Source organism: Sphingobacterium sp. B29 (assembly GCF_001952815.1).
GTDB lineage: Bacteria > Bacteroidota > Bacteroidia > Sphingobacteriales > Sphingobacteriaceae > Sphingobacterium > Sphingobacterium siyangense.
Window position 1 is genome coordinate 3,335,885 of the sequence record NZ_CP019158.1, and the last position, 24,222, is coordinate 3,360,106.

Sequence of the window (24,222 nt, forward strand, 5' to 3'; positions counted from 1 at the left end):
GTTGCTCTTCTCTTTTTGCTATTAGAATAGCAAAGGAATGGCACTCTTTGATGTAAATATATCGAGCTATTAAAATGTGAACCGAAATGGATGAGCAATTCAAACAACAAGTATATGAGGTTGCAAAGCTGATTCCCAAAGGTCGAGTAACGACCTATGGAGCCATAGCAAAAGCTTTGGGTTTTCCTAACCACTCAAGGCACGTCGGGAAAGCGATGGGCGGATGCCCGAAAGATGTTCCTGCTCATCGTGTTATATCAAGTAGCGGTAGACTTGCGGTGCCTGGATTTCAAAAACGGCTTGAAGCTGAGGGGCTTGTTGTGAATAATTTACGGATCAAGGATTTTAGGAAGTTGTTTTGGAATCCGATGGACGAATTAATCGATTAATTTAATAATATGAAATACTGTGCTTTTCTACGCGGCGTCAATGTGAAGGGAACCAATATGAAGATGGTAGATGTCTGTCAAGTTTTTAAGGACGCCGGTGTAACTGACGTTACTTCGGTACTGGCTTCTGGAAATATTGTTTTTTCGTCGGACAAGGCGGCCGACCCACTCAAGCGGCTATTGGAGGAGTCCATGTCGGCATATTTTTCTTATGAAGCTTTTTTATTCATCCGGTCGCGGGAAGAAGTGGAATCGCTGCAGGTAAACATTCCGTTTGAAATGCATACGGACTTCCATGTATATGCTTTTGTAGGGACAGAAGGTGTCGAAACAATACTGATGGATGAATTTAGCAATTCGACGCAGGTGCCAGGGGAGAAGGCTGAAATTGTCAATACAGTCTTTTATTGGCGTGTGCCCAAGGGAAATACTTTGGATTCCAGTTTTGGAAAGGTATTAGGAAGAAAGAATCTTAAAGATAAGATGACAAGCCGGAATATCAACACCTTTGAAAAGATAGTGAAAAAAATGGGTTAATCAACGGAATGAGCCCGATGAAATATCGAGCTCATTATTAAAACAAATCTAATAACTAAATTTGTTTAAACTTTTTGGGGGCAGTCTATACAGTCAGGCTCTTTTTTGTTTTATGGAATTCAACCGGGCGCGAAGCGGGGTCCCCTGGATGAAAACTTCTGTGGCATTGATCTTAATCGATCTCAGCCGATTTAGCCCAGATATTAATATGGCCATCTTTTGCATAGAGATCAATTTCGTGAATTTCCTCCGGACTAAACGACAGATTTTTCAGTGCACCAACGCAATCAACAACCTGTTGTGGTCTTGACGCACCAATGAGCGCCGATGTAACCTGCTTCTTACGTAATACCCAGGCAATCGCCATCTGTGCGAGCGACTGTCCTCTACGCTGTGCAATTGCATGTAAAGCCTGGATGTTCTTTTGATTTTCTTCGTTTAGGAATTTCGTCTGAAGTGATTTGGACTGCGAAGCACGACTATTCTCCGGGATATAATGTAAATATTTATCGGTGAGCATACCCTGTGCTAAGGGAGAGAATACGATAGAACCAATGCCTATCTCATCCAAGGTGTCAAGCAAGCCATCGGTTTCTACCCATCTGTTTAACATGGAATAGCTGGGCTGGTGAATAATAAAAGGTGTACCCAATGATTTCAGGATCGCATAGGCCTCTTTTGTGCGTTGCGAGTTATAGGATGAAATACCGACATAAAGTGCTTTTCCGCTGCGGACTAGCTGATCCAATGCCAACATGGTCTCCTCCAAGGGGGTATTGGGGTCGAAACGATGTGAATAGAAAATATCGACGTAATCGATACCCAGGCGCTTGAGTGATTGCTCACAGCTTGATATCAGATATTTACGGCTTCCCCATTCTCCATATGGCCCATTCCACATGTGATATCCTGCTTTTGATGAAATAATCATTTCGTCGCGTAAACCGTAAAATTGTTCTTTTAATATTTGTCCGAAGGCCTTTTCGGCGCTCCCAGTAGGAGGACCGTAATTGTTTGCGAGGTCAAAATGGGTAATTCCCAAGTCAAACGCGGTTGTGCAAATATCAACTTTGGTTTGATGGGGCGTGTCGTCACCGAAATTATGCCACATTCCCAATGAGATGGCAGGCAATAGAAGACCGGATTGACCACAACGATTATAGATCATATCTTGATATCGGTCTGGATTTGCTGTATACTGCATAGTCTTGAATAGTTTTAATCCAAACTAAGATAAATTTATGCTTATTTGCAAGTTTTAACTAGACACTTTATATGTAATTTTTTAGTGAAGGGCAACTTTCGAAAGGATCTTATGCAGATGTCCTTCAAGCGCATTTGGAAAACTGCAGGGGAATGTCTTTTATAAATCGAAATTTAATGTATTTTTATATGAAATCTAAGAAACTGATTAATTCGTACTATGAGGAAAATTCTGACCATCCTATGCTTTGTTTTTATTGTATTGGGGAATTGTTATGCACAATCAAAACATTTGCTTTTCAAGACTGATTTTGGCGATTTTAAAGTTGTACTTTATGACTATACGCCCAATCATCGCGATTTGATGTTGCGATCTATTCGGGATACTGTCTATCAAGCTGCATTGTTTAATCGCATTATCGAAAATTTTGTCGTGCAGGGCGGAGAGCATGATATTGATATTGAAAAACGTGAGGCGGCAGACCCCCTTCATAAAAAACCACGATTGGCAGCAGAGTTCGATGACCGGGCTTTTCATAAAATGGGTGCTCTGGGTGCAGGACGGGATGGAAATCCCGCGAAGGCATCTTTTTTGAATCAGATCTATTTCGTGGTTGGAAAGAAAATCACGGCAGCTGAGCTTGATAGTCTTGAATTAAAGAAAGGCATAAAATATACTGCAGCACAACGTAAGGAGTACTTAGCTCGCGGAGGACAGCCAAGACTCGATCATGATTTTACCGTTTTTGGTGAAATTTATGAAGGCTTTGAAGTGATCATGAAAATAAGTCGTGTAAAAACGGATAAACAAGATTATCCACTTCATAAAGTGCCTTTTAAGATTGTTGAAATAAGTAAATAACCTTGACCACCGAATTAATATTGATAAAAAAAAAGGGCTTAATTGCCCTTTTTCTATTTACGATGTTGATCAAATTCTTCTTTAAGCTTCTGATAACGCTCTTTCCACTCGTCTGGTAGCTTTTTCGGGATATCTTTGAGACTTTTGAGCTGAAATGCAAATACACAGGCTGCGAAACCAACCGTACTAATAGCCATTCCTGTCCAGATCACTAGGGAGAAACCGGCAAATAGTGGATTCCAAAGCAAGATAAAGCTGAAAATAATGCCTAAAATGGCGAATAACAAATTCCAACCCCAAGATTTACTACCGTAATTTTTGAGATCAAAGGAAAAGGATAGCAGCTGGAACGATTTAAAAAGTGCATAAAAACCCACGATAAATGCCAAGGTGCTCGCTGATAACAGCGGATTGGCAATCAGCAATATGCCGAATAGGGTATAGAGGATGCCCCCGGTGAGGTACCAGCCCCAACCGTCCACTTCATCTTTATTCTGCACGGCAAATATGATTTCCAAAATACCGGAAATAATAAATGACCATGAAAATAGAATTGCTAATGTGAGAAATGCAGCAACAGGTGTGGAAATAGTATAGAAACCCAAAAGAATTAATAGAATACCGATAATCAATGGGATATACCAGTGCTTGATGGATGTCCGGATCGTTTTAAAAAATGAATTTGCCATAATAATGAGTTAAAATATTGCAGATAAAAAAGCCCCATTAATTTCTTAACGAGGCCTTACATATATAAAACTGATTAAATTAGGCAAAAAGAAAAATACTAGATCTTTCCAGTCTCTTTTAAAAGTTTGTAATATGCATACACGATATTGATTTCAGCATTTGTGTATTTCAATTCCGCTTCAAGTTTTGAGTTTGATGCATCCATGATATCGACGATCAACGCCAATTGGTTCAAATACTTTTTCTCAATAATACGATAGTTCTCATCTGCAAGCGCTTTATTGTACTCCAGAGTCTTGCGTTGTGAGTAGGCCTCATTGTATCTAATGTATGCAGTATTAACAGCTACGCTGGTTTTTTGTTTCAGAGCGTTTGCGTATTTCTCGTTTTTTTCAATTTGTAGATCATTTAGCTTAAGCTTTTTTCCAGTGGTGTAGACTGATGAAATCGTATAGCTTAACGAGATACCCGTATTCCAGGTATTCATGTATTTGTCGATCACCGGCATCACATTGGTGATGGGTTTCACAAGACTGTTTCCCGCGAATACGCTAAGGGCAGGGGATCGTTCTGATTTTGTAATCGCCTTTTCTGTCTGTAGAAGCTCGGTCTCTTTGGCCGCAAGTTGAAGGCCCGGGCTGGACACATAAGCATCTTGTTTCAAGCTCGCGAGGTCTGCCAGCTGAAACCTGCTATCTAATAGTTTATCATCCGGCTCAATTACTGTGCCCTCCTGTAGTCCTAAAGCGACGATAAGCTCGTCATTCAGGATTTTCCGATTGTTTTGAATGACCTCTTTCGCTAGTTCCAATTCAGATATTTGCAATTGGTTTCGGATGACATCATTTTTGGTGATCATGCCCTGTTTATATAATTTTTCCGTCAGGTCTAGCCTTTTGTGGGCAAGCTCAATATTTTGATTATAGACAGCTTCTTGATTTTTCAGTTTGAATAGATCAAGGTAATAGCCTAAAACCAAAATTTTAATGTTCTGTTCTTCATTCTTATGATCTAATTCAGCCAGCTCCTCACCCAAGGTAGAGGCTTTGATGCTATTTTTTACCACACCTCCTTTCCAGATAAGTTCTTTCGCCTCCAAAGCATAATTATTGCCGAAATGAGGTAGAGGTACCTTTTCCGACCCCGAGAGGTCTTTGTCGATCAACTCAGCATTGCCGAGGTAAAAGGCAGATGCCGAAGCGCTGATTTCGGGAAGCCTTCTTAATTTTGCAACTTCAGTTTTTTGTTGGGCGATACTAACAGCTGATGCCGAAACGATAAGATTTGGGTGGTTATGGATAGCAAGTTCGAACAGTTTTTCAATTGTTATTTTCCGGCTGTTTATGCTGTCTTGACCGTATGTTTGATTGCAAAAGAATGTAAAGAAGCATAACGTCAAGTAAAAACCTATTTTTCGGGCTCTTGACTTCGTATTCATGGTATTTAACTTTGTTTATATATGTGATACAAAGTTACGATGCCTTGGGGGGACAAGAAATGTTTGATTCCTGCTTTATGATGTTCAATTGGTAACAAGATTGGCTTGCTGTTCACGAAATAGCTTGGGTGTTATGCCGACATGTTTTTTGAAAAACTTGCTAAAAGCATATTGATCTGAAAAATTAAATTCTTGTGAGATCTGATTGATTGTTTTGGTAGAAATGGTGAGCTGCGCTCTAGCTTCTGTGACTAGCCAGTTGCTAATAATTTCAGAGGGCGATTCTTTTGTAATCTCCTTGACGCTGATCGACAGGTACTTGATGGAAATATTGAGGCGGTCGGCGTAGAATGCTAGATCGCGCTGTTCTTTGTAGTGATCGGCTATAAGCTGTAAAAAATGCACGGTAATTTCTTCCTTTCTTTTGTTGTGTGTCTTTCCGGAGCTTTCGCCGGCAGTATAGATCACATCGGCCAAAAGGTAAATAATCGCCATAAAAATATTGATATTGGCTTTTTGGAGAAAATCCTTCTTCGGATCGATCGGTTTTTTACGGTTGTTATGTAAAGTGCATAACAATGTCCAGATCGCTTCAAAATCGTTGGAGGCAGGAGTAAAGGGTGTTGAGCGATTGGCATTGATTAACCGATACGCATCGTATCGACTGATCGACAATCGTATTCGGTTGGAAAAATTCCGGTCATAATGGAGTATTTTAAAAACAGCATCGTTACTAATTGCTGTAAAGCTGTAGTACTTATTGTATCCGATAAAGAGGATATTGCCAGCTTGGAGATCGGTAGGCGTACCATTACTATTGACCTGAATAGAGCCTCTACAAAGCAGGATACAAGTCGTCCATAAGGGGTGATAGTAGTAGTCTTCTCCCTGTGCAGGAAGTTCTGATTGATCTATAAGTTCTATTTCATTCATTTTTTCAATAAAAAAGTAAAGAATAGCGTAGTCAACTTTACTGCTATAATAGCAAAAAATTGTTATATACTGTTTAGCAAAAAGGGGCAATCAGTTTCTTTTGTGCTAGAAGCTCTGCAATATAGGATTGATTTATGGAGCAGCCTTAGAGCGACTCCATAAATTTTGTATTACCGCCCTTAAAAAGCGACTTTTTTAGGGTCTGATCCGGAAAAACCCATTTGAGGGAGTTCGAGGATAGTTTTGATATTGCTTGCTGTCAGCTCAAAATCGTCGATAGCTAAATTTCGTTTTATATTATCGGGATTGGTTGATTTTGGCAACGGCAAGATGCCCTGAGATAAGGCAAATTTGATACAGAGTTGTCCAACACTTGTATTCTTTTCCTTGGCCAGTGCAATGAGTGTTTCATCCTGCAATATTCTGCCCGAACCCAGGGGTGACCAAGCCTGAACAAGGATGTCATTGGATTTGCAGAGCGCCACGGTATCTTTCTGAAGATAACCCGGATGAAATTCAATTTGGTTCACAGCAGGTACGATTGTCGCTGACTCCAATAATTTGGCGAGATAGTCTTTTGGAAAATTACTCACACCGATAGCTCTTATTTTCCCCTGTTGATACAGATGCTCAAAAGCTCGCCAGGTGTCCGCGTTGATGTCAGACCAGTTTGCAAACTGTGTTTCGTTGGCTGGCCAGTGAATCAGGTAAAGATCGAGATAGTCCAATTGTAGATCGCTGAGCGATTGTTCAAATGCAGCAATTGTCTTATCGTATCCACGTTCGGTGTTCCAGAGTTTTGTTGTAATAAACAGTGAATTACGATCTATACCACTGTCTTTTATAGCCTTTCCGACACTCTTTTCGTTTCCATATATAGCTGCGGTGTCAATATGTGTGTATCCAGCGGCAAGAGCTTCTTTAACTGCCTGATAAGCTTCTTCGCCCTCGGGAATTTGCCAAGTTCCAAATCCAATTGCCGGAATTTCAACTCCATTGTTCAATTTGAATGTTTTCATTGTCAGTTGTGTTTTTTAATTTGAGCTAAAATAGGATTTCGCCTGTAGTATCCCGTCACTGAAATGTCAAGAGGAATACTTTTGGGTGGAGGTGAAGCGACTTATTCTGTATTGCCAAAATATATTTATTTTCACAATTTTATTGTCAAAAGGGGTGCAATTCCTCGTTAATTATGGCATTAATTCTTATCTTTAGGCGAATTTTTGAGAAATTCAGATTTTTCAATGATTTCACATAGCATTAAAAATTAAACATATTTCTAATAGATTACTATGTCAAACAAATCAAAAATTGTTTGGACAAAAACAGATGAAGCTCCTTTATTAGCGACTTATTCGTTTTTGCCTATCGTTCAAGCGATTACAGCTACAGCTGGTATCGATGTTGAATTGAGAGATATCTCTTTAGCAGGCCGTATTCTTGCTAGCTTTCCAGAATTTTTAAAAGAAGATCAAAAAATTGCTGATGCATTGGCTGAGTTAGGTCAGTTGGCAACAACTCCTGAAGCAAACATCATTAAATTACCGAATATCTCCGCATCAATTCCGCAGTTAAAAGGTGCTATCGCTGAATTACAGCAAGCAGGATACGCTGTTCCGAACTATCCTGATGAAGCGACTACAGATGAAGAAAAGTCAGCCAAAGCTAAGTATGCAAAGGTATTGGGTTCTGCTGTAAATCCTGTATTACGTGAAGGAAACTCAGATCGTCGTGCACCTAAAGCGGTTAAGAATTATGCAAAAGCAAATCCACATAAAATGGGTGCTTGGGCGAAAGATTCCAAAACAAAGGTGTCATCCATGACTTCAGGTGATTTCTACGGTTCAGAACAGTCTGTAACCGTTGAAAATGAAGGCCAATTCAAAATTGAGTTTGTTGATGAGCAAGGTGCAGTAACAGAATTAAAAGGACTTTCTGCATTGAAAGCGGGTGAAGTTATTGATTCTTCAACGTTGAGCTTAACTGCATTGAAAGCTTTTGTAGCTGATGCTATCGCTGAAGCGAAAGCCGCAGGAGTATTGTTGTCTGCACATTTAAAGGCAACAATGATGAAAGTTTCTGATCCGATTATATTTGGTGCTGTTGTTGAAACTTATTTTGCAGATGTTTTTGCGCAATATGGCGATTTGTTCAAAGAGCTGGGTATCAATAAAAATAACGGTTTAGGCGAGGTTTATGCTAAAATCGCAGGTCATGGAAAAGAGGCTGAAGTGAAAGCTGCTATCGACGCTGCTATCGCAAATGGTCCTGCTTTAGCGATGGTAAATTCGGATAAAGGCATTACAAATTTCCACGTGCCTTCTGATGTAATTATTGACGCTTCTATGCCAGCAATGATCCGTATCGGTGGTAAGATGTGGAATAAAGACGGTCAAGAAGAAGATACGATTGCTATGGTTCCTGATCGTTGTTACGCTGGCGTTTACGAAGCGACAATTGAAGACTGTAAAGAACACGGTGCTCTAGATCCAAAAACAATGGGCTCTGTGCCAAACGTAGGTTTGATGGCGCAAAAAGCTGAGGAATACGGATCCCATGATAAAACTTTTCAAGCTGCAGGAAACGGAGTTATTCGCGTTGTTGATGCGGAAGGAAATGTTTTCATGGAGCAAAAAGTAGAGACAGGAGATATTTTCCGTATGTGTCAAACGAAAGATGCACCGATTCAAGACTGGGTGAAATTGGCTGTAAATCGTGCCCGTTTATCTGAGACACCTGCTGTATTCTGGTTGGATAAAAACCGTGCACATGATAGAGAAATCATCAAAAAAGTAGAAAAATACTTGCCAAACTTTGATACAACTGGTCTGGATATTCGTATTTTATCTCCGATTGATGCAACGAAATTCTCTTTGGAGCGTATTCGTAAAGGCGAAGATACTATTTCCGTGACTGGTAACGTATTACGTGATTATTTGACGGATTTATTCCCGATCTTAGAAGTGGGTACATCAGCTAAGATGTTGTCGATTGTTCCATTGATGAATGGCGGTGGTTTATTTGAAACAGGTGCTGGTGGTTCAGCTCCGAAACACGTAGAACAATTCCTTCAAGAAGGTTACTTGCGTTGGGATTCATTAGGTGAATTCTTGGCACTTGGTGCTTCTTTGGAACACTTGTCTCAAACACAAAATAATCCAAAAGCGCTGGTATTGGCGGAGACATTGGATGAGGCAACGGAGAAATTCTTGGCTAATGACAAATCTCCGGCACGTAGAGTTGGTCAGATCGATAACCGTGGGTCGCATTTCTACTTGACATTATACTGGGCGCAGGCTTTGGCAGCGCAAACAAAAGATGCTGAATTAGCTGAGAAATTTGCGACCGTTGCAAATGTGTTAACAGAAAATGAAGCGAAAATCAATGCAGAATTGATCGCGGCTCAGGGCCATGCACAAAACATCGGTGGTTATTATTTCCCGAATGATGAATTGGCAGCTAAGGCAATGCGCCCATCTGAAACATTGAATAATGCAATTTCCAGCATTTAAGCGGTAATTGCTTTCATAACAAAGAAGCCCAGTTCGATTGATCTGGGCTTCTTTGTTGTTTGCAAAAAGAAGTAATTCTGCTATTTTAATGGATGTTTGACACCTGTAAAGGTCATCTTAACAGGTATGATATGTCCATTTTTGTCAAATTTCATTTCTTCGATGCAGGTTACCCGCTCATTGGCTCCATCTTTGCCAAGCGGTCTACGGTGATAGACAATAAAATATTTGTCCTCGTTGGGTACCTTGATGACTGAATGATGTCCGGCGCCAACAGCGACTTCAGGATCCCGTTCCAATATTGTTCCGATGCGCTCAAAAGGGCCAAAGGGCGAGTCGGCGATGGCATAAGCGACTTTGTAGTCGGGGCCTGTCCAGCCACCTTCCGACCACATGAAATAATATTTTCCATCTTTTATAAACATAAATGGTCCTTCGACGTAATCCTTAGGGGTGATTTCCTTGTAAAAGGTGCCATCATCAAAAGGGAGCAAGCCTGTGAAATCTGGTTTGAGTTTGACCATATTGCAGTGCTTCCAACCACCGTAATACATGTAGAAAGTGCCGTCTTTATCTTTGAAAACAAACTGATCTATCGGCTGAGCGCCATTGATAATATCGTTGATTAAGGGTTTGCCCAATAGGTCCGTATAAGGGCCTTCTGGCTTGTCGGCCACAGCGACCCCAATGCCTCCGATCTCTCCCTGATGCACATCATTGGCTCCGAAAAACAGATAATATTTGCCCTTATTTTCCAATACTGCAGGTGCCCACATCGCTTTTTTCGCCCATTTAACGTTGCTGTTCTCCAAGATACGGCTATGTTTTGTCCAGGTGGCCAAATCGGTAGATGAAAACGCGTCAAAGAATATCTGCTCTTCATAAGGCGCCGAATAGGTTGGGAATATCCAGTATTTATTGCCGTAGATAATACCTTCAGGATCAGCATAGTTTCCCGTGATAACAGGATTCTTCTGGGCAAAAAGTGTCGCGGTTAAAAGTAAGGTTGTTGATGTTAAAAATGTTTTAATCATTATGTCGGTTTAAACTTGTAAGGTACGGGATAGATTTTATTTGGATATGACTAAATGAATCATTTATATGACCATTTGTCTCATTGTTTTTTGAAATGTTAAAATTTTGTTAAAATCTTATTATGCTTTCGATTGTTTCCGATTTATTTCACATATTTGTTTATGTCATTTCCAAATGGCATAAATACTTTTCATAAAATAGGTTAATAATATGGCTAAGATACCCAAAGTCTCCCAGACTTTGGGTGTTTTTTTATTCTCGCTCCAAGCCAAAAATCATTACTAGTTTTCTGTCGTTATATAAATTCAAGGTTTGTTCGGCTATGTCAAACTGAATTTGTTTTTGTTCAAAAATTTGAAAAAAGTCATTTTCGATATTTACGCCATTGCAGGCGCGCATGGTGCTTGCTAGGTGCAGAAAGCTGATTTTATCGTCTTTAATGGCAAAATTTCCCCAAAAATTGTTGCATCCCGTTGTGCCGGCAATCGTACTATTTTTGGCATCGAACCCGATACTTGCTTTGCTAGAGCTAACATCCTTTCCATTTAACTGAAGCAGATTCCACTTAAAACGGGCAAGAAATGCAGCCACACTGGGCAGTTCGTTTGCACGTTCTCTCGACAGGACTTCAATTAAACTATAACTGACGGAGTCTGTATCTTTTTGTTTCGTTTGTTTTACGCGAATGCGGTAACGGTAGCCCTCCTGGTAATCGAATCCTTGAATTGTTGACGTGAGGTACTCCCATTTATTCCTTTTGTCAGATTTTACCTGCAGACATTTCAGTTTGCCAAGGCTCTGGGCATTCACGTAGTTTTCTCCAACTTCCCATGTGGCCACCGCTGTATTTTCCGATAGTGATTTTGTAATCGTTTTGGCTAAGGTATATGTCGAATGTGAACCGTTTTGACGTTTGAGGATCCTGATGTCATATTCAAATTTTGGGTCATAATCAAATTGCAAGATTTCGGCATAGAATTTCTCCCAATCTTTGCTGTTGTAGTATTTCACAAGATACGGCGGTGTTTGCTGAAGACCAGATTTTACTTTTACGCGAAATGAAGAGCTCTGGGCAAGTAAGCTTTGACAGGGGAGTAAGAGTGTTAAAAAAAGGAGTAATGAACTGTATGTGGAAGGCTTCTTCATAATTAGCATGTAAATATCAATAAAAACGTATCTTTAAACATGAATATTGCACGGGTGAATCTGTGCCTGCTACTTGTATTTTCTCTGTTAAGTCTGCAGGTTTACAGCCAAAATAGGAAGGATTATTTTAAAACGCAAATTGCCCTTGGGGAATTGACTGATCCACAACTGAAAGAGGTGTCGGGTATCACACCGGCTTATCGGGAGGGCAATTTTTGGGTGCATAATGATAGTGGTGATGGTGCAACTATCTATTTAATCGATCGTCAGGCCAAACTACTGAAGAAATTTTCACTCGAAGGGGTATCTGTCGTCGACTGTGAGGATATCGATCGGGTGAAATTTGGGGACACCTATTTTCTCGTCCTTGCGGACATCGGAAACAATACCGGGAAAAGGACCTGGACATGCCTTTATGTATTTCCTGAGCCTCAGGCTGATGATCCTGGGCTTATTCCGAAAAAGTCAATTCGGGCTATCTTTCTTAAATTTCCGGGCCAGAAACGTTTAGATGCCGAATCGATTATGATTGATCCAATAGACAAAATGTTGTATGTAATATCTAAACGTGAATTTCGATCGACTGTTTATTCCGCAGCGGTATTTACAAATTCTAAACAGCAGTATTTTACCTTAAATAGCGTAGCGGAGCTCCCATTTACTTTTGCTACTGCTGCCGCTATAGATCCGACCGGTACACAGTTGCTTGTAAAGAATATTACCCATATTTTCTATTGGCAGAGGAACCGGAGTAAATCCTGGAAACAGGTACTCCAACAAAAGCCAGCTATTCTGCCTTATCAGGTGGAGCCACAAGGGGAAGCGATAGCTTTCGATAGCAAGGGAAATGGATTTTATACAATTAGCGAGCGTCCATTTGGTTTAAAATCCTATCTTTATTTTTTTGAAAGAAATCAATAAATTTATGATAAACACTAGACCTATTTTCAGTTATTCGCTGCATAATTTTCATCAAACCGAGCCTATCGAAAACTGCCAATTTTGTTCAAGAGGTATTAGACTGATGTTAATTGCCTTCGTTTTATTTTTATGTACCCCCACGAACACCTTTGCTGCTAAAGTGGACACCCTGTCCATTCAGAGCCCATCCATGGGTAAAGCAATTAAGACTGTCGTAATTCTTCCTCAAAATTACTCGAACAAAATCAGTTATCCGGTCCTTTACCTGTTGCATGGTTATTCCGGTAATTATAGCAATTGGGTTAAAAATTCAAGTGTGAGCGCATTGGCGGATCAGTATGGTTATATGGTCGTTTGCCCCGATGGTGGTTTTGGAAGCTGGTACTGGGATGTCGCGAATGATAAAAACTACCAATATGAAACCTTTGTGTCCAAAGAGCTGATTGATTATATGGATCAGCATTATTCGACGATCAAAGATCGGAGCGGAAGGGCAATTACAGGATTAAGTATGGGTGGGCATGGTGCGCTGTCGCTAGCCATAAAACATCAGGATAGCTATGGCGCTGCAGGAAGTACAGCTGGTGGGGTAGATTTTAGACCTTTTCCCTTAAACTGGGAAATTAAAGATCGCATTGGGAATTACGCTGATGTACCGCAAGAATGGGATAATCGGGTTGTTATTAATATGGTGCCCAAATTAATCAATAATAAACTTCGCCTAATCATCGATTGCGGTAAGGAAGATTTTTTCTATACCGTGAATGTTGCACTGCACGATAAATTGATGTACCATAATATAAATCATACCTTTGTTACAAGTGAAGGTGGACACAATTGGGAGTACTGGTCTCGGTCAATTGTTTATCAAATGGCTTTTTTTAAGGGATATTTTGATCAAGCGAAGAAAAATGAAAAGAAAAATGGATAAATATTTGGCATAAATGAATAAAATGCTATTTTTGTTAAACAGAGACCTTAACTAACAAATTATAAACTTATTATTAAGCCTTACAAATTGTAAGGCTTTTTTATTATTTTCAGCAAAATTTTTGACTTCAATTGATTATGTTTAAACCTATAAAGGTTGTATTTTGTTTTTCTTCCATTTTGTTCTGCGCGCAGCAAGCGTATAGTCAACAGTCTAAATCTATTTCTGGGTTTGTTAGGGACAGTATCAGCGGTGAGAATATCATTGGCGCCGTCATAAGAAACGATACAGAGAAAAAATCCACCGCTTCAAATAAATATGGTTTTTTTAGTTTGTCTGTACGTGATGCCAGCAAAGGGATGGAAGTATCATCTGTAGGCTATCGAACGAAAGCATTTTCTGTCCACCTTGACAAGGACTCCACTTATATTATTCAGTTGGTGCCTGAGGAAAATCAGCTCGCTGAGGTTACCGTAACCGGAAATAGGCGCAAATCAATAAAGGATCTAACCCCTGGGTTGACACAATTTAGCCCTAAGGAAATCGAAAAAGTTCCTGTATTATTTGGAGAAAAGGATATTCTCAAGACTATTCAGCTATTTCCGGGAGTAACCAGTGGGGGGGAAGGAAGCAGCAATTTTTATGTGCGCGGCGGCGGTGGCGACCAAAATCTGATTTTGCTGGATGAGGCTCCTGTCTATAACAGTTCCCATTTGTTTGGTTTTTTCTCGACCTTTAATTCCGATGCGATCAAAGACGTGAATTTCTACAAGGGAGGTGTTCCAGCCCAATATGGAGGCAAAATATCATCGGTCATGGAAATTACCACCTTGGATGGAAACAACCAGCATTTCAATGTAGAAGGTGGCTTGGGTCTTATTGCTTCGCGTCTTAAATTGGAAGGGCCGATTCAAAAAGGCAAGAGCTCATTTATGATCTCCGGTAGACGTACCTATGCCGATCTTTTCTTAAAGCTTTCAAGTGATGAGAATATTAAGAAGAGTGCGCTCTTTTTTTATGACCTCAATGCAAAATTAAATTATCGCATCAATGATAAGAATACACTTTACTTGTCTGGATATTTCGGCAAGGATGCGATGGCTTATCATGATTTGTTTGATTTCAATTGGGGAAATGCGACTGGAACCATGCGCTGGAACCATGTGTGGAGCAATAGGTTGTTTAGCAATACTACGCTTATTTTTAGCAAATTCAATTATCAGGTTAAGATTGAGGATGATAACAACTTTAAAATCCGTTCAGACATCTTTAATTATAATTTTAAACAAGATTTTCAATACAATCTTTCGGATCGTCACAATCTAAAATTTGGATTACAGGCAGCCTTGCAGGAAATCCGACCGGCAAGTATCGAAGCGGGAGAAGATTCGAAGGTGAATTCATTGCAAATTCAACATCGCAAGGGTGCTGATGTTGCTGCTTATTTAACCGATGACTGGTCTATTACCGATCGTTTAAAATTAAACTATGGATTGAGGGCATCTGCTTATGCAACATTGGGGCCAGGGACATTTTATACTTTCGATCCTGCAGGTGAGGCCGTAGATTCTACCTATGTGGGAAATGGCAAGTTGGGTAAAAAGTACTTCTATCTGGAACCTCGCGTTTCATTAAACTACGCTATCAATGATTTAACGACGGTAAAGGCATCTTTCAATACAAATGCTCAGTATCTGCATCAATTGAGCAATACAACCAGCAGCCTCCCTACCGATCAATATGTGTTGAGCAATAATACGATTAAGCCCCAGCTATCCAATCAGTATTCGCTGGGTTACTTTCGGAATTTTGCATCCAACAGATATGAATTCTCTGTCGAAGGTTATTACCGGGATTTAAAGAACCAGATTGACTATAGGAATGGCGCCGATCTACAGGCAAATGAACTGCTGGAAGGGGAATTGCTGTTTGGAAAAGGCAGAGCGTACGGAATTGAATGGTTTCTGAAAAAGAGACTGGGGCGATTTAGCGGCTGGCTGAGTTATACTTTGTCCAAAAGTGAGCGGCAATTTGAACAAATTAATGATGGTCAATGGTTTAACGCACGTCAGGACAAAACGCATAATATAGCTATCGTAGCGCAGTATCAGTTAAATCCGAAGTGGAATTTAAGTGCAAATTTCGTATACTATACAGGAGATGCTGTAACGATGCCCGCGGGGAAATATTTTGTTGACGATCGTACGATCTTTTATTACGATAAAAGAAATGGGCAGCGGATGCCTGCTTATCACCGCCTGGATTTGGCAGCAACTTATGATATTAAGCGGACAAAGAATAGCTACTCGAGCTTGTCGTTTGGTCTCTATAATGCCTATAATCGAAAAAATGCTTATTTGATCGACTTTAGAGAAAAAGAAGGGCAATCCAATGTCACCGAGATTTATCGGATAGCATTATTTGGGACGATCCCATCGATTACTTGGAATTTTAAATTTTAGCAAAGAATGAAGAAGATATTAGGAGTTATAGCTGTTGCATTATTTACTTTAGGGAGCTGCGAAGACAAAATAGATTTGGAACTGCCCGAAAATACAGGTCAATTGGTTATCACCGCAGATTTGATGGTTTCGGATCAGCAACATGAGATTAGTATACAGAAGGTTGTAAGCATTAAAGACTCTCTATTTTCTCCGATAACAGATGCGGAGGTGAGCGTTAAGAATATGCAAAATAATCGCACTTATACGTTTCAAGCGGGAGCTGATGGGTTGTATACCAATAAAACATTACGGTTACAGGAAAAGGTCACTTACCAGTTGCAGGTAAAGACCGCTGATGGAAGGGAGATCCAAGGGGTATCAAAGGTTCCCAGCTATGTGGATGTGGATTCTATAGGGCTTTCAGAGCGAATTATTTTTACTGATACAATTTACTATCCGACCCTCGTATTTATCGATCCACCGGAAAAAGGTAACTATTATAAGTATAAAATGTCGGTCAATGGAGGTAAATTACGTTTTATTGATGTCTTTGACGATAAGTATAACAATGGCTTAGAAGTGCAGCATGATATTGTCGACCGCGATAGAGATTTGAAAGTTGGTGATCGTGTGCGTATCCTACGTCAATGTATCGATGTAGGCGCCTACAATTACTGGAATAGTTTTCAAATGATTAATCCTGGTTCGGCTTCGCCAGCTAATCCGATTTCAAATTTAAGCAACAATGCACTGGGGTATTTCAGTGTCAGTGTAGGTAAATATTACGAATCTGAGGTGACGTTTGTTAGAAGTAAACCTTAATCTATTCTCGAAAGCTGATAGTGATTTTTTAATAAAAACTCTATTGTTTTAGGTAGAACATATTCGACACGAGGAATGGCTTTGATATTATCATGAAAAATAATAACAGAGCCATTTTTAATGTTGGGCAGAACGTTTTCCAGGCATTTCTGGGGACTTAAATTCGGATCAAAATCACCCGACATAATATCCCACATGATCACTCGGTATTTTTTATAGAGTTGGCGGAGTTGGGATTTTGTTGCTCGGGCATAAGGCGGACGAAAAAGATCAGTCTGGGTCAGTTCCTGGCATTTCGCAACATTTGCCAAATACTGCTCATCATTTGTTTCCCAGCCTTTGAGGTGGTTGTAGGTATGGTTGCCTACCTGATGCCCTTCATCTAAAATTCGTTGAAACAAATGTGGATTTTTTTTAATATTTTCACCAACACAAAAAAATGTTGCCTTTGCCTGATATTTTTTTAGGATATCGAGTATAAAAGGTGTAATTTCAGGAATTGGACCATCGTCAAAAGTAAGATAGACTTTTTTTTCATGACGTGGCATATTCCATATTGATTTGGGATATAGCCATCTAAGGAAAAATGGAGATTTGACAAAATACATAACCGATAAATGAAGTTCAAATCTAAAAAAAAATGTATGGTTCTACATATGGACATGAAAAGATTTTATTATTCTGCAGTAGTATTTACTGGGTTATTTCTAGGAACTAACGATTTGGTTCAAGCCCAACAGGTTGTAGGAGTGGCAGAAGCCATTCGTATGACATTGGAACGGAACGTACAGATAAAACAAGCGGCGCTGAACAAAGATCTTGCTGAGCAGGACTTGTTTCAGGCAAAAAGTAATTTATTGCCGAACCTGAGTGCTAGCGTGGATCAAAGTTTTCGTTATGGCTTTGGTTTCGATTTAACTTCCGGACGAATCGTCAATAACACCTGGACAAAAGGAACCAGTGGCTCGGTGGGATCAAGTGTCAATTTATTTCAGGGCTTTCAACAGATCAATCAGATCAAAGCGAATAAGTTGCAACTGGAGTCTACGGCGACTCAGGTGGATAAGATCAAGAATGACCTTGTGCTCAATGTGCTGGTTAATTATTTGGAAGCTATTACCAATCATGAGATGATGGTTGCGAGTGAAGACCAGATCGCTTTGTCGAAACAGCAATTTTCACTGGACTCCATCCAGTTTGCAGTTGGTAATAAAACGATTGCCGATCTTGCCAAATCAAAAAATCAGGTTGCTACAAATGAATTGAACAAAGTTAATTTGAAAAATTCATACGAAATGTCTTTGTTGACCTTGAAGCAGCTGATGGAAATGCCTCCTGAAACGCCTATTTCCTTGGAACGTCCAAGCTTGGAATCTATATTGGTTCATGCAGTGGATAAAAATGCGGTGGATGTCTACCAGAAAGCGCTCACATTGCAGCCGGATATTCATAAGTCTGCATTGGATAAAGAGGTCGCATTGAAACAAATCGATATTGCAAAGGGGGGCTATTATCCGACACTCAATTTGAACGTGAGTTATGGAACGAATTACTCATCTGCGACAACAAGGCAAACAGATCCATTGGATCCTGCGACCCTTTTTAGAGTGCCTTTTGGCCAACAGATATCGGATAACAAGTCTTTTTTTACCGGTTTATCTCTTGCTATTCCAATTTTTTCAAGAAATCAGAATAAAGTAAATGTGGCCAAGGCAAAGATCGGTTTAAAACAGGCTGAAGCCTCCGAGCAATTGGCAAAAAATAACTTAAACAAGGCCGTTAATCAGGCTGTATTGGATGTGAATGCGGCCAAACAACGCTATAGCTCGGCTACCGTCGCATTTGAAAGTGCTGAAACAGCATTTAAGGCGACAAAAGAACGTTACGATATTGGTATGGCGAATTCACTGGAGTTGTTTACTGCTCAAACGGAACGAAATAAGGCCGAATTTGACCTTATTCAAGCAAAATATAACGTAATATTCAGATCAAAGATCATTGATTATTACCTCGGAAATCCAATTCAATTCGATAACAATTAACCTATTTGATTTAACAAAAGAAATGGCAAAGAAAAAACGTAGCATTGGAAAAATTATATTAATAATAGTTGTGCTCTTGGTAGTCCTTGGTTTTATAGGTTTTAAAGCAGGCTGGTTTGGCAAAGGAGAGATTACCAAAGTCGCGGTGGATGTAGTAAAAGAGATGGATGTTGATGAATTAGTTTCTGCAAGTGGGAAGATTCAGCCTGAAGTGGAGGTTAAACTGAGTTCAGAGGTATCTGGAGAGGTTGTAGAACTTAATATTAAAGAGGGTGATTTTGTTAAAAAAGGACAAGTACTCTGTCGGATCAAACCAGATATTTTGCAATCTGGTTATGATCGATCTGTTGCAGCAATGAATTCACAGCGAGCCAATTTAGCCGCTGCGCAACAGCAATTAAAACAACAGGAAGAAAACTTCAAAAATGTAGCTGCTACCTATAAACGGAATCAGGAACTTTTTGAAAAACGTGTTATTTCTGCCTCAGAAATGGATAAAAGTTCGGCAGAATATCATGCAGCACAGGCTTCTATCCAAGCACAAAGAGAGACTGTACGTTCTACAAAATATGGTATTGATCAATCACAAGCCTCAGTAAAAGAAGCACAAGATAATTTAAATCGGACGACAATTTACGCGCCATCAGATGGCATCATTTCTCTCTTGTCTATCGAAAAGGGAGAGCGTGTGGTTGGAACGGCGCAGATGGCAGGTACAGAAATTATGCGTATCGCCAATATGAGTTCGATGGAGGTTAATGTCGATGTAAATGAAAATGATATTAACAATGTAAGAGTAGGGAATCAAGCTGAGATTGAAGTCGATGCTTTTAAGGACAGAAAGTTTAAAGGTGTTGTGACCGAAATCGCTAGCTCGTCTAAAAACATCGCAACGACAACTACGGCGACATCATCGACAGATCAGGTGACAAATTTTAATGTAAAAGTTCGCATCAGCGCAGAATCGTATCAAGACTTGATGAAAGAGAATGTGGCATCGCCATTTAAACCGGGTTTGTCTGCAACAGTTCAGATATTTACAAAACACGATAAAGGACTGGTTGTACCGATTCAATCGGTAACCGTGCGCTCTGACGATAAAGACTCTACAAATACAAATAAGAAAGTTGATGAATATGTATTTGTCCTAAAAGATAAAATAGTTAAGCAGGTTTTGGTTAAGACAGGTATTCAGGATGATAAAAATATCATTGTTACTTCAGGACTTAAAAAAGGAGACGAGGTCGTTTCTAGACCATTTGATGCGATTTCCAAAACCTTAAAAGACGGTAGTCAAGTTGAAAAAGTTGATAAGTCAAAGTTATAAATCTCTTTGTAGATAATAATTAATAAAAAGGGAATTGTTTTTTAATAATTCCCTTTTTATTTTCCTTATAATTTATTAAATTTAAACAACCCAATTGTTAGCGGCTTATGAAAAGGCTATTGGCTTATTTTAAATTTAGTAAAACAGAACAAAATGGATTTTTCATTATTTTGGTGATTATCGTTTTGTTTGCGACGATTTATACGCTGATTAAACGTAATACGAGAGATCCTATTCCAAATCAGGCCAAACTTTTTGAACAGTCCTTTCACGATTCTATAGAGATTTCCAGTACACCCAACAAACAGGAGTTTAATAGCCCCTATGTGAATAAAAACGAAAGTGTTGTATCCATCTCGCCGACTACAGATTTAGATGATGAAAAGCTATTTTATTTTGATCCAAATAATTTACCTCACGCTGACTGGCATAAGTTGGGACTTTCTGATAAACAGATTGCAGTACTGAAAAATTATGAAAAAAAGGGGGGGCGATTTAAGGTAAAAACCGATCTGAAGAAAATCTACTCCATTAATGATCGACTTTACAAGAGATTAGAGCCTTACATCCAAATAAAAACAATTCCCGATTCGGAACGAACGAAACAACAGGACAGAGCGCCTTTGCTGTATGATAAATTTGAAAGAAATAAAGCTGAACTTATCGATATTAATACCTGTGATACCACGGCATTAATCAGTCTTAAAGGGATAGGCTCAATTCTATCCAAACGCATTTTGAAATATAAAGATGTTCTTGGTGGTTTCTATCGTATAGAACAGTTAAAGGAGGTTTATGGAGTTACGGCTGAAACGTATGATCTAATTAAAGACTATATTGTTGTAGCTAATTTAGATGGAATCAAAAAAATCAATATTAATAAAGTTGATGCAAATTCATTGGCTAAACATCCGTATCTTAGCCCTAAAGATGCGAAACTAATCGTCAATTATCGGGATCAACATGGAAGTTATGTCAATATAGAAGATTTGACAAAAATAGGAACACTTTCAGATCTTGCGATTGCGAAGATTGCGCCTTATTTAATTTTTGAGAATGATTCAAGATAAATTGAAACTGGAAATCCGGGATATTGTGGATTTTCCTAAACCTGGTATTGTCTTTAAAGATATTACCCCTTTGTTGAAAGATGCGGCATTGTGTAGCGAAATGGTTGATGCGATTATTGATCAATTGCAAGGAATAGAGATAGATGCTATTGCTGGAATTGAGAGCCGGGGTTTTCTATTTGGATTTTTACTTGCCAATAGGCTGGGCTTGCCTTTTATTCCAATTCGAAAACAAGGTAAATTACCTTTTAAGACCGTGTCTGAATCTTATGCATTGGAATACGGCCAAGCAACGATTGAAATCCATGAAGATGCTTTTGAAAAAGGAAGCCGCATATTGGTTCACGACGACCTTTTAGCAACAGGGGGTACCGTCGTTGCTGCCAGTAAACTTATTGAAAGACTTGGTGGCGAGATCGTCGCTTATAGTTTTATCATCTCTTTAGACTTCCTAAAGGCGAAAGGAAGATTATCCAGATTCAGTGATAATATCTTTTCATTGGTAAGTTATTAATTTAAAAATATACGATTTAGAGCATTTCACATGATACTTTTTGCAAACGCTAAACTAAACATTGGACTGCAAGTAATTGCCAAGCGTACGGATGGATATCATGAGCTGAACAGTGTTTTTTATCCACTTCCAATTTACGATATTATCGAATTATTGGATACGACTGCTACGGAGACAACACTAAATATTCAAGGAGAACATATCCCAGGAAATCTCCGTAATAACCTTTGTATAAGAGCTTTTGAATTGTTGGAAAAAGATTATGGCATTCCGCCCGTTTCAATTGATTTGATCAAACAAATTCCGATTGGAGCAGGCTTAGGGGGCGGTTCTGCCGACGCGTCTTTTGTTTTGAAAGGGCTCAATACGCTCTTTCAATTGAATCTTACAGAAGAGCAACTAGCGGGGTATGCCGCAAAGTTAGGAGCCGATTGCCCATTTTTTATTGCAAATAATCCTGTTTTTGCAACAGGCATTGGGACTGATTTTAAAGACTTAAATCTAAATTTGGATGGCTACCATATTGCAGTCATTATGCCAAATATTCATATTTCTACAGCTGAAGCTTATGCTGGTGTAGATCCTAAGGTGCCCGAAGTTAATTTGGAAGAAGCAATTCGTTTACCTATCCAAGAATGGAAGTTTCATATTCGTAATGATTTTGAGGATGGTATTTTCGAGCGTTACCCATTGTTGAAAGAAATCAAAGAAACTTTATATCAAAAAGGAGCGATATATGCTTCTATGTCGGGTTCCGGAGCGGCTATTTATGGTATATTTTGGGAAAAAACAGATTTAAGCGAGCTTGCAAAATATGGCAAGATCTATCATCCAACCAAGCTGTAAGAGTACTATCGGTTACTAAAAAAGCATTATGTATACCTGTTTGGACAGATAGACATAATGCTTTTTTTAGTATGTTATTAATACTCTTCTTCCACTTGATAGTTTATGAGTTCGCGAGCCTCATTTAAAACCTTTTCTTTCCGTTCTTTTGTTAAGTTTAGAAGATCCAATTTTTCGGGATTACTGACGATATCTTTCACTAAAATAAGCTGATTTTTGAGCAGTTGTTGTTCTTCAAGATCTGAAAGAGTTGTTAGACAAGTGACCGGATAAAAAACTGCTTTATCTACTCTTTTTTTAATGCTATTTTCTTTGGGGTAATCCCAAGAGAGCAGGTTGATCTTATAATATTTGGCAAAATCAATCGAGTCGGAAGTGAAGTAAGCATTGGTAATCAGCCAGCCTTCTTGAAACTGCAGCTGCTTCCCAAAAAACTGATACTTGATATTGCTGATATCGTTGAATCTGGAAAGATAATACATCGGCGTTGTTACCGATATTTTAGCGTCAATATCGTTTCGAAATTTACATTCCGCGGTAATGAGTTTGCCGTCCTTATAGGCGACAACGTCCAATTCATGCGAAACAGCATGCCCCTGCACGGTCTGCCCCGTGGTACTTTCATAGCCGATGGATCGCAATAGGTGAGCAATGTATTTTTCGAAGTAGAAGCCTTCAGGTCCTAATTCACGTAAGGCTTTTTTTAGGCTATAGCGTGCTGCGAAGGAGTTTCGTACTGTTTTCAACGTGTCAAAGGCCAGCTGATAGAGCTCTCTTGTTGAAATGCCATCATATATTTCGTTGAGTACCTTATCGTAGACCTGTTTGACCTGGTCGGCATTGGCACCCGAACGAGAAAGCGAATGGCGCAGCGAGTCACCATTAAATGGAACTAATTCACCGGAATATTTTTTGATTTGCATGTATTTCTAATTTGTTAAATACGAATATAAGAGATGTCGTCGGAGAAACAACATAAAAAACTATTATTCTATTCCTAAACTTTTTTAGGACACCATTTGTTTATAACATAGACGAAAAAAAAATAGAGATAATTATGAGTAACCTACTAAACTTTGCATTTGATAAGATAAAAACGAAGATCGAAGACGATTGTATCGAAGAAAATATTGGCACCTCTGAGCGTGTTCTGTCGGTGATTGCCGGCGGATTCATATTGGGCTTGGGTGTTAAAAAACTGTTTAAATCCCCACTTACTGGATTGTCTGGACTAACCCTTGGTGGAGCTTTGATCTATCGTGGCGTAACGGGTCATTGTGATGTTAAGAAAGTATTAGAAGATAAGGATATCAAAAAAGTAGAGGTGATTGAGCATCGCTATTTTGTTAAATAGCAAGTCGTGTAACCCTTGCTTAACGTAAAAGTGTTTTTAGTAGAGGCTTCTATGGAGCTGCTTGACAACAGTGAGGTGTTTACTTCGCCCTGCGAGCGGGGTTCGACTACGGTGAAAGCATGGTGACTGTACAACAAAAAGGTGGACTCAACGTGGACTCAACGTGGACTCACTGTGCTTACAGGGCGAATTTGATAATAGCCCGT

General features: G+C 39.4%; 23 protein-coding genes. 14 read left to right on the forward strand and 9 right to left on the reverse strand.

The features are described from left to right. Window positions 1–86 precede the first annotated feature (86 nt). Together BV902_RS13925 and BV902_RS13930 are read left to right on the forward strand one after the other, a co-directional pair. Window positions 87–389 carry an MGMT family protein gene (locus tag BV902_RS13925; protein ID WP_075992460.1) on the forward strand — a complete coding sequence of 101 codons (303 nt, stop codon included), beginning with the start codon at window positions 87–89 and terminating at the stop codon, window positions 387–389. A gap of 9 nt (window positions 390–398) precedes the next feature. Next, window positions 399–926 (forward strand): DUF1697 domain-containing protein, encoded by a 528-nt coding sequence (locus tag BV902_RS13930; protein ID WP_075992461.1) that lies wholly within the window; start codon window positions 399–401, stop codon window positions 924–926. A 172-nt stretch (window positions 927–1,098) separates the two neighbouring features. Here BV902_RS13930 and mgrA read toward each other — a convergent pair whose 3' ends face one another. Beyond that, the gene (gene mgrA, locus BV902_RS13935; RefSeq protein WP_075992462.1) at window positions 1,099–2,130 is read right to left on the reverse strand and encodes an L-glyceraldehyde 3-phosphate reductase; all 1,032 of its coding nucleotides are present in this window, start codon (window positions 2,128–2,130) and stop codon (window positions 1,099–1,101) included. A 219-nt stretch (window positions 2,131–2,349) separates the two neighbouring features. On the opposite strand from mgrA, the gene BV902_RS13940 reads away from it, so the two are divergent. Beyond that, window positions 2,350–2,991, forward strand: a complete 642-nt coding sequence (locus BV902_RS13940) for a peptidylprolyl isomerase (RefSeq protein WP_075992463.1) — start codon at window positions 2,350–2,352, stop codon at window positions 2,989–2,991. Between the two features lie 53 nt (window positions 2,992–3,044). On the opposite strand, the gene BV902_RS13945 is transcribed toward BV902_RS13940, so the two are convergent. From BV902_RS13945 to BV902_RS13960, 4 genes are all read right to left on the reverse strand, one after another. After that, on the reverse strand, window positions 3,045–3,680 hold the full coding sequence (locus BV902_RS13945) for an HdeD family acid-resistance protein (RefSeq protein WP_075992464.1): 636 nt from the start codon (window positions 3,678–3,680) through the stop codon (window positions 3,045–3,047). Between the two features lie 98 nt (window positions 3,681–3,778). After that, window positions 3,779–5,119: a TolC family protein gene (locus BV902_RS13950; protein ID WP_083663612.1), complete on the reverse strand. Its 1,341-nt coding sequence runs from the start codon at window positions 5,117–5,119 to the stop codon at window positions 3,779–3,781. A gap of 84 nt (window positions 5,120–5,203) precedes the next feature. After that, window positions 5,204–6,052, reverse strand: a complete 849-nt coding sequence (locus BV902_RS13955; RefSeq protein WP_075992465.1) for a helix-turn-helix domain-containing protein — start codon at window positions 6,050–6,052, stop codon at window positions 5,204–5,206. A gap of 179 nt (window positions 6,053–6,231) precedes the next feature. After that, window positions 6,232–7,071 (reverse strand): aldo/keto reductase, encoded by an 840-nt coding sequence (locus BV902_RS13960; protein WP_075992466.1) that lies wholly within the window; start codon window positions 7,069–7,071, stop codon window positions 6,232–6,234. 273 nt (window positions 7,072–7,344) lie between these two features. Between BV902_RS13960 and BV902_RS13965 the strand changes: the two genes are divergently transcribed. Continuing rightward, a complete protein-coding gene (locus tag BV902_RS13965) occupies window positions 7,345–9,564 on the forward strand; it encodes an NADP-dependent isocitrate dehydrogenase (RefSeq protein WP_075992467.1) in 2,220 nt (739 codons plus the stop codon). A gap of 80 nt (window positions 9,565–9,644) precedes the next feature. On the opposite strand, the gene BV902_RS13970 is transcribed toward BV902_RS13965, so the two are convergent. Next, complete coding sequence (locus BV902_RS13970; protein WP_075992468.1) at window positions 9,645–10,598, reverse strand: glycoside hydrolase family 43 protein; 954 nt, start codon at window positions 10,596–10,598, stop codon at window positions 9,645–9,647. 253 nt (window positions 10,599–10,851) lie between these two features. Continuing rightward, on the reverse strand, window positions 10,852–11,745 hold the full coding sequence (locus tag BV902_RS13975; RefSeq protein ID WP_075992469.1) for a DUF4377 domain-containing protein: 894 nt from the start codon (window positions 11,743–11,745) through the stop codon (window positions 10,852–10,854). A 39-nt stretch (window positions 11,746–11,784) separates the two neighbouring features. On the opposite strand from BV902_RS13975, the gene BV902_RS13980 reads away from it, so the two are divergent. The 4 genes from BV902_RS13980 (at window position 11,785) to BV902_RS13995 (ending at window position 16,863) form a co-directional block, all read left to right on the forward strand. Then, window positions 11,785–12,666 (forward strand): hypothetical protein, encoded by an 882-nt coding sequence (locus BV902_RS13980; protein WP_075992470.1) that lies wholly within the window; start codon window positions 11,785–11,787, stop codon window positions 12,664–12,666. Between the two features lie 4 nt (window positions 12,667–12,670). Beyond that, complete coding sequence (locus BV902_RS13985; RefSeq protein ID WP_083663817.1) at window positions 12,671–13,597, forward strand: alpha/beta hydrolase; 927 nt, start codon at window positions 12,671–12,673, stop codon at window positions 13,595–13,597. Between the two features lie 137 nt (window positions 13,598–13,734). Then, the gene (locus BV902_RS13990) at window positions 13,735–16,059 is read left to right on the forward strand and encodes a TonB-dependent receptor (protein WP_075992472.1); all 2,325 of its coding nucleotides are present in this window, start codon (window positions 13,735–13,737) and stop codon (window positions 16,057–16,059) included. Window positions 16,060–16,065: 6 nt separating this feature from the next. After that, window positions 16,066–16,863: a DUF4249 family protein gene (locus BV902_RS13995; RefSeq protein WP_075992473.1), complete on the forward strand. Its 798-nt coding sequence runs from the start codon at window positions 16,066–16,068 to the stop codon at window positions 16,861–16,863. Here BV902_RS13995 and BV902_RS14000 read toward each other — a convergent pair. Further along, the gene (locus BV902_RS14000) at window positions 16,860–17,411 is read right to left on the reverse strand and encodes a polysaccharide deacetylase family protein (protein WP_376747311.1); all 552 of its coding nucleotides are present in this window, start codon (window positions 17,409–17,411) and stop codon (window positions 16,860–16,862) included. The two genes, BV902_RS13995 and BV902_RS14000, sit on opposite strands and share 4 nt — an antisense overlap. A gap of 114 nt (window positions 17,412–17,525) precedes the next feature. On the opposite strand from BV902_RS14000, the gene BV902_RS14005 reads away from it, so the two are divergent. From BV902_RS14005 to ispE, 5 genes are all read left to right on the forward strand, one after another. Next, window positions 17,526–18,905 carry a TolC family protein gene (locus BV902_RS14005; RefSeq protein ID WP_172840684.1) on the forward strand — a complete coding sequence of 460 codons (1,380 nt, stop codon included), beginning with the start codon at window positions 17,526–17,528 and terminating at the stop codon, window positions 18,903–18,905. 22 nt (window positions 18,906–18,927) lie between these two features. Further along, complete coding sequence (locus BV902_RS14010) at window positions 18,928–20,232, forward strand: efflux RND transporter periplasmic adaptor subunit (RefSeq protein ID WP_075992476.1); 1,305 nt, start codon at window positions 18,928–18,930, stop codon at window positions 20,230–20,232. A gap of 107 nt (window positions 20,233–20,339) precedes the next feature. After that, the gene (locus BV902_RS14015; RefSeq protein ID WP_075992477.1) at window positions 20,340–21,302 is read left to right on the forward strand and encodes a helix-hairpin-helix domain-containing protein; all 963 of its coding nucleotides are present in this window, start codon (window positions 20,340–20,342) and stop codon (window positions 21,300–21,302) included. Continuing rightward, window positions 21,289–21,816, forward strand: a complete 528-nt coding sequence (locus tag BV902_RS14020) for an adenine phosphoribosyltransferase (protein WP_046676245.1) — start codon at window positions 21,289–21,291, stop codon at window positions 21,814–21,816. Before BV902_RS14015 ends, BV902_RS14020 begins: the two co-directional genes overlap by 14 nt. Window positions 21,817–21,846: 30 nt before the next feature. Beyond that, window positions 21,847–22,662 (forward strand): 4-(cytidine 5'-diphospho)-2-C-methyl-D-erythritol kinase, encoded by an 816-nt coding sequence (ispE, locus tag BV902_RS14025; RefSeq protein ID WP_075992478.1) that lies wholly within the window; start codon window positions 21,847–21,849, stop codon window positions 22,660–22,662. A 77-nt stretch (window positions 22,663–22,739) separates the two neighbouring features. Here the strand turns inward: ispE and BV902_RS14030 are convergent, their stop codons facing one another. Next, complete coding sequence (locus tag BV902_RS14030; protein WP_075992479.1) at window positions 22,740–23,585, reverse strand: ATP cone domain-containing protein; 846 nt, start codon at window positions 23,583–23,585, stop codon at window positions 22,740–22,742. Between the two features lie 134 nt (window positions 23,586–23,719). On the opposite strand from BV902_RS14030, the gene BV902_RS14035 reads away from it, so the two are divergent. Beyond that, window positions 23,720–24,016: a YgaP family membrane protein gene (locus BV902_RS14035; RefSeq protein ID WP_046676248.1), complete on the forward strand. Its 297-nt coding sequence runs from the start codon at window positions 23,720–23,722 to the stop codon at window positions 24,014–24,016. The last annotated feature ends 206 nt before the right edge of the window (window positions 24,017–24,222 follow it).

Coding starts and splice junctions, on each gene's coding strand:
- BV902_RS14005 (WP_172840684.1), top strand. CDS start 17,526: ATGAAAAGATTTTATTATTCTGCAGTAGTATTTACTGGGTTATTTCTA.
- BV902_RS13965 (WP_075992467.1), top strand. CDS start 7,345: ATGTCAAACAAATCAAAAATTGTTTGGACAAAAACAGATGAAGCTCCT.
- ispE (WP_075992478.1), top strand. CDS start 21,847: ATGATACTTTTTGCAAACGCTAAACTAAACATTGGACTGCAAGTAATT.
- BV902_RS13930 (WP_075992461.1), top strand. CDS start 399: ATGAAATACTGTGCTTTTCTACGCGGCGTCAATGTGAAGGGAACCAAT.
- BV902_RS13980 (WP_075992470.1), top strand. CDS start 11,785: ATGAATATTGCACGGGTGAATCTGTGCCTGCTACTTGTATTTTCTCTG.
- BV902_RS13990 (WP_075992472.1), top strand. CDS start 13,735: ATGTTTAAACCTATAAAGGTTGTATTTTGTTTTTCTTCCATTTTGTTC.
- BV902_RS14035 (WP_046676248.1), top strand. CDS start 23,720: ATGAGTAACCTACTAAACTTTGCATTTGATAAGATAAAAACGAAGATC.
- BV902_RS13940 (WP_075992463.1), top strand. CDS start 2,350: ATGAGGAAAATTCTGACCATCCTATGCTTTGTTTTTATTGTATTGGGG.
- BV902_RS14030 (WP_075992479.1), bottom strand. CDS start 23,585: ATGCAAATCAAAAAATATTCCGGTGAATTAGTTCCATTTAATGGTGAC.
- BV902_RS13950 (WP_083663612.1), bottom strand. CDS start 5,119: ATGAATACGAAGTCAAGAGCCCGAAAAATAGGTTTTTACTTGACGTTA.
- BV902_RS14015 (WP_075992477.1), top strand. CDS start 20,340: ATGAAAAGGCTATTGGCTTATTTTAAATTTAGTAAAACAGAACAAAAT.
- BV902_RS13970 (WP_075992468.1), bottom strand. CDS start 10,598: ATGATTAAAACATTTTTAACATCAACAACCTTACTTTTAACCGCGACA.
- BV902_RS13945 (WP_075992464.1), bottom strand. CDS start 3,680: ATGGCAAATTCATTTTTTAAAACGATCCGGACATCCATCAAGCACTGG.
- BV902_RS14020 (WP_046676245.1), top strand. CDS start 21,289: ATGATTCAAGATAAATTGAAACTGGAAATCCGGGATATTGTGGATTTT.
- BV902_RS13985 (WP_083663817.1), top strand. CDS start 12,671: ATGATAAACACTAGACCTATTTTCAGTTATTCGCTGCATAATTTTCAT.
- BV902_RS13975 (WP_075992469.1), bottom strand. CDS start 11,745: ATGAAGAAGCCTTCCACATACAGTTCATTACTCCTTTTTTTAACACTC.
- BV902_RS14010 (WP_075992476.1), top strand. CDS start 18,928: ATGGCAAAGAAAAAACGTAGCATTGGAAAAATTATATTAATAATAGTT.
- BV902_RS14000 (WP_376747311.1), bottom strand. CDS start 17,411: ATGCCACGTCATGAAAAAAAAGTCTATCTTACTTTTGACGATGGTCCA.
- mgrA (WP_075992462.1), bottom strand. CDS start 2,130: ATGCAGTATACAGCAAATCCAGACCGATATCAAGATATGATCTATAAT.
- BV902_RS13955 (WP_075992465.1), bottom strand. CDS start 6,052: ATGAATGAAATAGAACTTATAGATCAATCAGAACTTCCTGCACAGGGA.
- BV902_RS13960 (WP_075992466.1), bottom strand. CDS start 7,071: ATGAAAACATTCAAATTGAACAATGGAGTTGAAATTCCGGCAATTGGA.
- BV902_RS13995 (WP_075992473.1), top strand. CDS start 16,066: ATGAAGAAGATATTAGGAGTTATAGCTGTTGCATTATTTACTTTAGGG.
- BV902_RS13925 (WP_075992460.1), top strand. CDS start 87: ATGGATGAGCAATTCAAACAACAAGTATATGAGGTTGCAAAGCTGATT.